Genomic DNA, 9,052 nt, shown 5'->3' with positions numbered 1-9,052 from the left:
TAAAGTATTATAACGAACAACGAATAAAAGAAAAACTAGGATGGATGAGTCCTGTGCAATACAGGCTTAGCCTCTTGGCTGCATAAAAACAGCGTAGCAGCCAATAAAACTGCTACGCTTAAAAGTCTAACTTTTTGGGGTCACATCAATTTAATTCTGCAAAGAGAGTCCTTTTTCATTTAAGTGGACGAAAGGATAAATCTATAACTGATTACAGAATAGATGACCTGGTGGTAACTTGAAGTTATACTTCGTTACGTTTTCCAACAAATATACTGATAACATAGAATAAAACAGCATAAACCAGGAAGCAGATGAAGCAGCGGATCATCATATCAGATGCCATACTGTCTGCTGCAGTCTGATACATGCAATTATCCAGCCAGTAATCAGCAAAATCAAAAGATTTTTTATGTGTCAGCGTATCTGCCAGTGAAATAATCATGGACAAAACCAGTGGACCGATGATACCAACTGCGATGGAACCGCCTGTTTTCTTAAATAGAACTGTAATCAGGAAGAAAAGGGAGGTATATGCAAAGTTACCAAGAAGCTGTAAAAGCAGGGTGATAACCAGATCTCCTGTGGTACCGGAAAGGCTTCCAACTTTCCAGAATGCAGTGCCGGCAAGGAATCCGGTAACCCAGCAGACAATGGTATAAACCGTTGTGGCAGCTAAGGATACCATGTATTTTACCGCATAAATGCGGGTGCGGCTGTAGCCTCTTGCAATGATATTTTTTAAAGTGCCATTGGTGTAGTCGCTGCATACAAAGAGGGAAAGAAATACAGCCAGTACAATCGTAAAGTTGCTGGAAGATACTGCACCAACCAGCATATATATGCCGGTATAAAGGAATCCATCGTCAGAAGCACTTACGGTTACGCCGCCAGCTTCCATATTTCCCTGTGATAAACTGTAAATCATATTTAATGTTACTGCGGTCAGAAGAATTAATCCGATTAACACACAGCCACAGATGTAAAAGCTCTTCTGACGGAATAATTTTCGAAATTCAAATCTAAATAATTGTTCCATATTAACCACCTATCCGTTTCATAAAGTATTGTTCAAGTCCTTCTGCATGCACCCAGAAACCGTTTACCGCAATGTCCTGTTGAACCAGACGTTTGTTTAATTCAGCGGCTTCCTCAAGATGTGAGGAGAGAATCACCTGATTGCCGGCAATGCGAATCTGTTCTGCCGGAATAGTTTCTGCAAAAATAGCGGCTGTTTTCTGCACATCATCTACTGTAAAAATCAGTTTGTGCTGGCAGCGTTCATTTAATTCTGCAGCAGTAACTTCTTCAATCAGCATACCGTCGTTGATAATTCCATATCTGGTAACGATTTTGGACAGCTCATCTAATAAGTGGCTGGAAATAAGAATCGTGATATTTTTCTCATGATTCAGCTTTAAAATCAAATCACGGACTTCCTTCATTCCGGCAGGGTCAAGACCGTTTACCGGCTCATCTAAGACTAAGAACTCCGGATTGCCGAGAAGTGCAATGGCAATACCAAGACGCTGGCGCATTCCAAGGGAAAATTTGCCGGCTTTTTTATTACCGGTATCAGCAAGCCCAACCAGAGAAAGGATTTCCTTAATCTCTGCATCGGTGCCACCGTAAATTAAGGAAAACTGCTTTAAGTTTTCATAGGCGGTACAGTTTTTATAAAGTCCAGGTGCTTCGATTAAAGAACCGATTTTGCGTCTGGCTTTATCGAAAGGCTCGCCGCCAAATAATTTGATTTCTCCTTTGGTAGGGAAAGCAGTACCTAAGACAAGGCGCATGAAAGTTGTTTTGCCGGCACCGTTTTTTCCAATGAATCCGTAAATATCACCTTTGTGAATGGTCATATTTACATTATTTACAGCCATCTTCTTACCGAATTGCCGGGAAAGATTCGTTGTTTGCAATATTGTTTCCATAAACATATCTCCTTCTTTATTTGTATTACTACAATAATACACTAAGACAGTAATGTCAAGAAGAAAATTTTAAAAGATAGACAGAAAGAGAAAAGAAGTGTACCCTTAAAGAGAATAATTTTGAGCAAAATTATGACGAATAATTCTTAAAAAACGCTTTACATCACCACTACTCTATGGTATACTAAAACACGTTCTGACGGTCGTTGGAACGTATCTGGCTCCGTGGTCAAGCGGTTAAGACATCGCCCTTTCACGGCGGTAACACGGGTTCGATTCCCGTCGGAGTCACTACACGAACAGAATATGAGGCATAAAAAATGTGCCACTGCATATACTTGAAGTGTTACAACAGAATATGGCGACATAGCCAAGTGGTAAGGCACGGGTCTGCAACACCCTTATCACCAGTTCGAATCTGGTTGTCGCCTCTTTCAGGAGAATCTTTTATAGATTCTCTTTTTTTTACGCGAGTAGCGAGAAAAATCGCATGCTTGCATGCAGATTTGACGAGCACCGCGATAACTCGAGAAACTCGCAAAGCGTGTTTCTCGTAGTTAGCGAGCACCTTAAGAAACTTCAATACCATGCACCTGCAAAAATTCCTTCGCAATCTTCGAAAGGTGCCGGTCTTTACTGATAATAAAAGCACTCATAATATAAAGATTTTCATCGGAAATATATTTGATGCACATATCCTTAATTTCATGTATGTCCTCTTTCGTCAGGGAGACTAAGGCTACACTTCCAAAAGAGCGCGCCCATTCAATGGCAGTGGTTTTCGGAGAAGTAATCATGGAAACATTTGGCGAAAGAAGATAGTGTCCAAAAGAAGCATAAACAATATCCAGACAGTCAAAAGGAATTGCCAGCGGGTAGTTGGCAAGGTCCGGGACAGAAAGCTTTCCTTTGATTTTAGCCAGGGGATGGTCTTTTGGAAACAGCGCAACAATATCCTCTCTTTCATAGGGATAAAGTGTAAGCGCACCATGTCCGGGTGCGGCAGAGCGAATCAGCCCAATCTCCGTAATTCCATTTAAGACATTCGGAATAACAAATTCGCTTGGAATCTCATAAAAGTCATAATTTACTTTCGGGTGCTTTGCAATAAAGGCATCAAAAAATTTGTGGAGAAAATAAGGAGAGTTACCAGCTGGAATCGAAATCTTCAACAGTTCAGAGAAGCCGGCTTTCTGATTCAGCAATTCATTTCGTAAGCCCTCTTCCATCATGCAAATCTCTTTGGCACGTTTGTAAAAGATTCTTCCTGCATCCGTCAGCTCTAAAGAACGGTTTCCCCGGAGAAGAAGCTTCGCACCATAGGTTTTCTCAATATTTTTTAGCTGGTTACTCAAAGAAGGCTGTGCAATCAGAAGCTTATTGGCAGCTGCTACGATACTGCCGCAATCTACAATGGTTACAAAGTTACGGTAGGAGTCTAATGTCATAATAAAATACCTCTTTTGTTTTGTAGGAATCATTTGAAAATATAATTTATGTGGTTTGTAGGGGGGATTGTAAAAAATATAAAATTTTAAATATAGTTCCGGGTATGCAGGGAAGATTATTTTTGATATAAAATGCCGCAGTTCTAAAGCACATGTTTTTCTTTCTGTTATCAAAACAGTCTTTCCAATGTTTGACATGATAACTGCCCGGTTCGCCGAAGTACGGATGCATTTTAAGGGCTGTTAGGGGCACTTGAAATTTCGTCTGGCATCCGGCAACGCTGGCACAGGGAAGTGCCAGCGAGGCGCATATGAACATGGATGTGAATTTGCGCCGGTTGCCAGGCTTATTCAGTTATCGGTCGAAATTCTTAGTGCCCCTTGCAGACATTATTCAGCATCCGTACTCGGCGGACAGAGCAGTTATCCTCTCAAAGCAATGGAAAGACAGTTTATAATCAAGAAAAACATGTAACTAAGAACTGCAGACATTTCATATCAGATCAGATAAAATAATCTTCCTGCATAACCGGCTAATTATATTGAAGTAAATATTTTTACAATTCCCCTCTACACAATATAATAAAAATATTATAGAAACCAAGTAAAAATAGTATTTTTATTATAAAACGATTTCTATTATAATGCAAATGTATGTAAAGCAAAGGTGCAATACGGGGACGTGTTGTACCTTTCGTGTTTTTCATAGTTACAATACATCCGAAGGGGACAGAACATTCTCCGGCGGATATATAATGATGGATAAGAGGATATAGATAAAATGGAACATTATGATTTAGAAGTATGTGAACTGAAACGTGAACTGCCTTTTGTGAAACTGTCAGATGGAACAGCGTATGCAAGTTTTGTGGTAATCAGTGATACAGAGCTGATTGAGAAAGCAGGAAAGGAACTGGCGGCATTTGCCAATGGAGCAGAAATTATCCTGACCATTGAAGCAAAGGGAATTGCCCTGGCGTACGAGATTTCAAAGCAGCTTCATATGAAGGAATTTGTGGTAGTCCGGAAAAGCGTGAAGTCCTATGTAAAATCATTTATTCAGGATGCGGTGCATTCCATTACAACAGAAGGAAATCAGGACATTTATCTGGATGAAACGGATGCAGCGAAGCTGAAAGGAAAAAAAGTTGCGATTGTGGATGATGTCATTTCCAAAGGAGAATCTTTAGCAGCGGCTGAACGTCTGGTGCATAAAGCAGGTGGTGAAGTCTGCAGCAGGCTTGCTATTCTGGCAGAAGGAAAAGCGGCAGAACGGACAGATATTACATTTTTACAGAAACTACCATTATTTCAGAAAGGAAAAGAATCTTATGAGCCTGTTGATTAAGCATGCGTCTATAGTAGACGTACGAAAAAATGAAATAAAAACAGGAGATATTTATATTTCCAATGGCCATTTTGAAAAGATTGCAGAGCATATTCCGACCAGCGAGATAAAGGAAAAGGAGCAGCTTATCATAATAAATGCCGAAGGACTTACGGCTTTACCAGGATTGATTGATGCCCATACCCATGTGGAACTTAGTATGTTAAGCAGTGCATCTTTTGCAGAGGCACTGATACAAAACGGAACCACAGCAGCAGTCTTAGACCCTCATGATGCAGTAAATGTGCTGGGACATAAAGGTGCAAAATATCTGATGGAAGAGATGAAAGAAACAGAGCTTACACCGGTCTGGATGGCATCTCCCTGTGTTCCGTCAGCACCGGGATATGAAGACTGTTATGGACAGGTGATGCTTTCCGATGTCAAAGTGATGGTGGAAGAATATGGCATGTATGGAATTGCAGAAGCCATGGATTATAACCGGGTCATTGCAAAGGAAGCTTCTTTAAAAGAAATCTTAGATTATGGAAAAGAAAAAGGTTTAAAAATAGACGGACATGCGCCGGGTGTATTGGGAGCTGACTTAGATACCTATATTGCAGCAGGCGTAAGCTCCGACCATGAGAGTGTAACGGTGGAGGAAATGTTAGAAAAATTCAGGAAAGGAATGTATGTCATTATCCGCCGTGGCTCCTTAAAAGAGCCCGCAAGTGCAAAAGAATTCTTAGATAAAGCAGGAGACAGCGACCATATTTTACTTTCTACCGATGGCTGTATTACAGCAAAAGATATGGCAGAGCATGGACATATGAACTATGCACTGGCGCAGATTGTGGAAGAAGGTGTGGAGCCGCTTCAGGCAATCAAGCTTGCTACGGTTTATCCGGCAGCAGCCTATGGCTTAAAGGACAGAGGTGTCATTGCAGAAGGATATCGTGCAGACATGATACTTGTGAAGAATTTAACAGACTTTAAGGTGCAGGATGTTATTGTAAACGGAGAAATTGCAAAGGCTTCTTATCCGCGAATGGATTATCCGAAAGAAGTGATCCATTCCATAAAGCGGGATGATTTAAAAGAAGGAGAACTTACGATTCCATTGCCGGAAGGCTGCATAGATGGCGAAGTAAAAGTCAATATTGTAAAAATCGTGGACGGAACCTTAGAGACAATTCACGAAGAGAGAAAGCTTCCGGTAAAGAACGGTGCACTCATTTTAGAGGATGACTTAATGTATTGTGCAGTAGTAGACCGTTACCGGAAAGATGGTTCCATCGGAATCGGCATCATCAGCCAGGCAGGAGCACTGCAGGGAGCATTTGCCGGTTCGGTAGGACAGGATACCCAGAATCTGATTGCATTTGGAACTTCTCTTTCGGATATGACGCTGGCATTTAATCAGGTGATTGCAAAACAGGGTGGTCTTTCTTATGTAAGGGATGGAGAAGAGAAACAATTTGTGGGACTTCCGGTACTTGGCATATTAAGCCAGAAGCCAATGGAGGCATTTGTAGAGGAAACAGATAGACTTTTAGCTGATTTATGGAAACACGGCTGTATCCTTAAGAATCCAATCCTCACCATGAGTCTTCAGATTTCCCTTGCTGTTATTCCGGAGATGGCAATTACCAACCGGGGATTATTGGATATTATAAATAATCGATTTATTCCAGTTTGTGAACTGGTTTAGATAAAACAAAAGAAAGGACGTTTATTATGGAAAAGTTTTTCAAACTGAAAGAAAATGGTACCAGCGTAAAAATCGAGTTTATCGCAGGTATCACAACATTTGTTACCATGGCTTACATCATCATGGTAAATCCGGCAATGCTTGCCACACCTTTTGAAGGAACCGATATGTATGATAAGGTATTCAACGGCGTATTTTTTGCCACCTGTCTGTCTGCATTTTTAGGAACCTTCTTAATGGGAGTTCTTGCCAGATTGCCGTTTGCCCAGGCACCTGGTATGGGAATGAACGCATTTTTTACTTACACCGTAATGCTTGGCATGGGTTATTCCTATGAAGCATCACTGGCAATGGTATTCATTTCCGGTGCATTATTTATCCTGATTACCTTATGTTCCTTCCGGGAAAAAATTGTAATGGCAATTCCAAAAAATATAAAAGTTGCCATATCAGTGGGTATCGGATTGTTCCTTGCATTTATCGGCTTCCAGGATGCTGGTCTTATTGTAGGAAATGAAAGTACCATGGTATCGTTGGTGGATTTTTCTACTTTTTCTGAAAATCCGGTGGCTTGCTGGGGTGCAATTTTAGCCTTCTTTGGAATCGTGCTTACCACCGTTCTTTATAAGAAAAAAGTAACCGGTTCTATTTTAATCAGTATTTTTGTAGTAACTATTCTTGGAATTTTCACCGGAAATACTGTATTTGATGGCTTCCAGATTAACTTTGGTGCCCAGGTAAAAGATTTTGCAGATGTTTCTTTATTCGCATGTTTCCGCGGTTTCCGGGAATTATTTATGGGAAGCTCGGTAGGACAGGCAATTTTAACTTTGATCATGCTGATTATCACTTTCTCCATGGTTGACATGTTTGATACCATCGGAACCTTAATCGGAACTGCAAAATCAGCAAATATGTTAGATGAAGATGGAAATATTCCAAATGCAAAGAAGAGCCTTCTCTGTGATGCAATTGCAACGGTTGGCGGTTCTATATTTGGTACTTCCACCGTTACCACTTATGGTGAATGTATCTCCGGAATCAGCGTAGGAGGAAGAACCGGACTGACTTCTGTATTTACAGCAATCATGTTCTTAGCAGCAATCATCTTTGCTCCGTTTGTAAGCATCATCCCATCCTGTGCAACAGCACCGGCATTAATCTTCGTAGGTGGTCTTTTGTTAAGTGCTATCAAAGATATGGAATTTGATGATGTATCCGAAGCAATTCCGGCATATCTTGCATTAATCATGATGCCGCTTACCTACTCCATCGCAAACGGAATTGCCGTTGGATTGATTGCTTATACATTAATTAAAATCTTTACCGGAAAGTTCAAGGAGTTAAATATTATCACAGTAGTATTATCCGCACTCTTTGTTATCCGTTATCTGATGATTTCCTTATAATCTTTTGAAGAACTGCATAAGAAAAGCGCAGGGCAATGAATGCTCTGCGCTTAAATTTTTTCGCTATGTAATAATTCTACTGTGGCTGATTTGGATTCTGCTGTTCTGGCTGCTGATACTGCTGCTGACCATTGAACTGCTGTGGCTGACCGTTGAACTGCTGCTGTCCGTTGAACTGCTGTGACTGTCCGTTGAACTGCTGCTGTCCGTTGAACTGCTGCTGTCCATAATAAGCCTGCTGTGCCTGATTTACCTTTGGAGCTACAATGCCGTAAGCCCAGTTTGCAAGTCCGTTTAATCCAGGAACGTTTGCTTCGTTTCCTTTGGCTGTGTTTACAAGAGCCATGATACAGAAAATCAGAACTACAAGGCTTACAATACCATCGATGACAGAAATTGCTGTTCCCCATACAGAACCCATAAGAGGTATCTGGTATAAGAAATCGAAAATGTTTAAAATACCATTTACGATATCTGCAAAGATACATAAGAAAAATGCCTGAATTACCTGACGGGAAGCCCATTCATTTTTCTCCACGATGAGAACGAAACCAGTCAGTAATGCAAGAACAGTGCTGTATCCTAAGAATGCAAGGATAAATGCGGCTACTGCATAAAATGATAATCTGATTCCTAACTTACCTTTTTCCATTATATTTGTTCCTCCTAAAAATGGTTTAATATTTTATAACATTATAAGTATACTGTTCTTATGTAAAAAAAGCAAATAAATTTGCATGGAATTGTGTAAAAAGCAGGTAGAAATCTGTAAATTCTCTCTTGACGGATTTGTGCTGCTTTGGTAAACTATATGAGTGTGAATTGACACAATTAAATATGTGGCGTCTTAGCCAAGTGGTAAGGCACGGGTCTGCAACACCCTTATCGCCGGTTCAAATCCGGCAGACGCCTTTTTAAAGAGAACCGATGAGGTTCTCTTTTTTTAATAGTAGTTGCAATATGAAAGTATGCAGAAATGAAATTCCGGAAAAGCCTATTATAATAAAAGCTGCTAACACATATCCGGTTATTTTTGGTAACAATATGGGAATAGAAACTGGTAGTGCATTTATGCAAATACATAAAAAAGTAGCTGGAAGATATTTAAAAGTCAATAATAAAAGCTGCTAACACATATCCGGTTATTTTTGGTAACAATATGGGAATAGAAACTGGTAGTGCATTTATGCAAATACATAAAAAAGTAGCTGGAAGATATTTAA

Annotated in this window: 8 protein-coding genes and 3 tRNA genes; 7 read left to right on the top strand and 4 right to left on the bottom strand. The window is 40.2% G+C overall.

What is annotated here, in order from left to right; translation table 11 throughout:
* Positions 1-86, top strand: an 86-nt coding sequence (locus DW059_RS14255) for an IS3 family transposase (RefSeq protein WP_147326059.1), incomplete at its 5' end; no start/stop codon positions are given.
* Between the two features lie 158 nt (positions 87-244).
* On the opposite strand, the gene DW059_RS14250 is transcribed toward DW059_RS14255, so the two are convergent.
* Together DW059_RS14250 and DW059_RS14245 are read right to left on the bottom strand one after the other, a co-directional pair.
* Entirely contained in the window at positions 245-1,039 is a 795-nt protein-coding gene (locus DW059_RS14250; RefSeq protein WP_117699232.1) for an ABC transporter permease, read from the bottom strand.
* A gap of 1 nt (position 1,040) precedes the next feature.
* Entirely contained in the window at positions 1,041-1,934 is an 894-nt protein-coding gene (locus DW059_RS14245; RefSeq protein WP_158552132.1) for an ABC transporter ATP-binding protein, read from the bottom strand.
* A gap of 219 nt (positions 1,935-2,153) precedes the next feature.
* Between DW059_RS14245 and DW059_RS14240 the strand changes: the two genes are divergently transcribed.
* Together DW059_RS14240 and DW059_RS14235 are read left to right on the top strand one after the other, a co-directional pair.
* Positions 2,154-2,225: transfer RNA gene (locus tag DW059_RS14240), tRNA-Glu, on the top strand.
* Between the two features lie 69 nt (positions 2,226-2,294).
* Positions 2,295-2,365 (top strand) — tRNA-Cys (locus DW059_RS14235).
* Between the two features lie 138 nt (positions 2,366-2,503).
* On the opposite strand, the gene DW059_RS14230 is transcribed toward DW059_RS14235, so the two are convergent.
* Complete coding sequence (locus DW059_RS14230; RefSeq protein ID WP_117699230.1) at positions 2,504-3,382, bottom strand: LysR family transcriptional regulator; 879 nt, start codon at positions 3,380-3,382, stop codon at positions 2,504-2,506.
* Between the two features lie 781 nt (positions 3,383-4,163).
* Between DW059_RS14230 and DW059_RS14225 the strand changes: the two genes are divergently transcribed.
* Genes DW059_RS14225 through DW059_RS14215 form a run of 3 tightly spaced genes read left to right on the top strand, consistent with a single transcriptional unit; the run spans position 4,164 to position 7,829 of the window.
* Complete coding sequence (locus DW059_RS14225; protein ID WP_117699229.1) at positions 4,164-4,730, top strand: phosphoribosyltransferase family protein; 567 nt, start codon at positions 4,164-4,166, stop codon at positions 4,728-4,730.
* Positions 4,714-6,420, top strand: a complete 1,707-nt coding sequence (locus tag DW059_RS14220) for an adenine deaminase C-terminal domain-containing protein (RefSeq protein WP_117699228.1) — start codon at positions 4,714-4,716, stop codon at positions 6,418-6,420. The genes DW059_RS14225 and DW059_RS14220 overlap by 17 nt, the downstream gene beginning before the upstream one ends.
* Before the next feature lie 26 nt (positions 6,421-6,446).
* Positions 6,447-7,829: an NCS2 family permease gene (locus DW059_RS14215; RefSeq protein ID WP_117699227.1), complete on the top strand. Its 1,383-nt coding sequence runs from the start codon at positions 6,447-6,449 to the stop codon at positions 7,827-7,829.
* A 76-nt stretch (positions 7,830-7,905) separates the two neighbouring features.
* Here the strand turns inward: DW059_RS14215 and DW059_RS14210 are convergent, their stop codons facing one another.
* A complete protein-coding gene (locus DW059_RS14210; protein ID WP_117699226.1) occupies positions 7,906-8,481 on the bottom strand; it encodes a hypothetical protein in 576 nt (191 codons plus the stop codon).
* Positions 8,482-8,670: 189 nt separating this feature from the next.
* Here DW059_RS14210 and DW059_RS14205 point away from each other — a divergent pair.
* Positions 8,671-8,741: transfer RNA gene (locus DW059_RS14205), tRNA-Cys, on the top strand.
* Positions 8,742-9,052 lie beyond the last annotated feature (311 nt).

The organism is Roseburia sp. AF42-8 (assembly GCF_003435965.1).
Classification (GTDB): Bacteria; Bacillota; Clostridia; order Lachnospirales; family Lachnospiraceae; genus Roseburia_C; species Roseburia_C amylophila.
The sequence above is the reverse complement of the archived record's forward strand: the minus strand, read 5'-3'. Positions and strand labels throughout refer to the sequence as shown.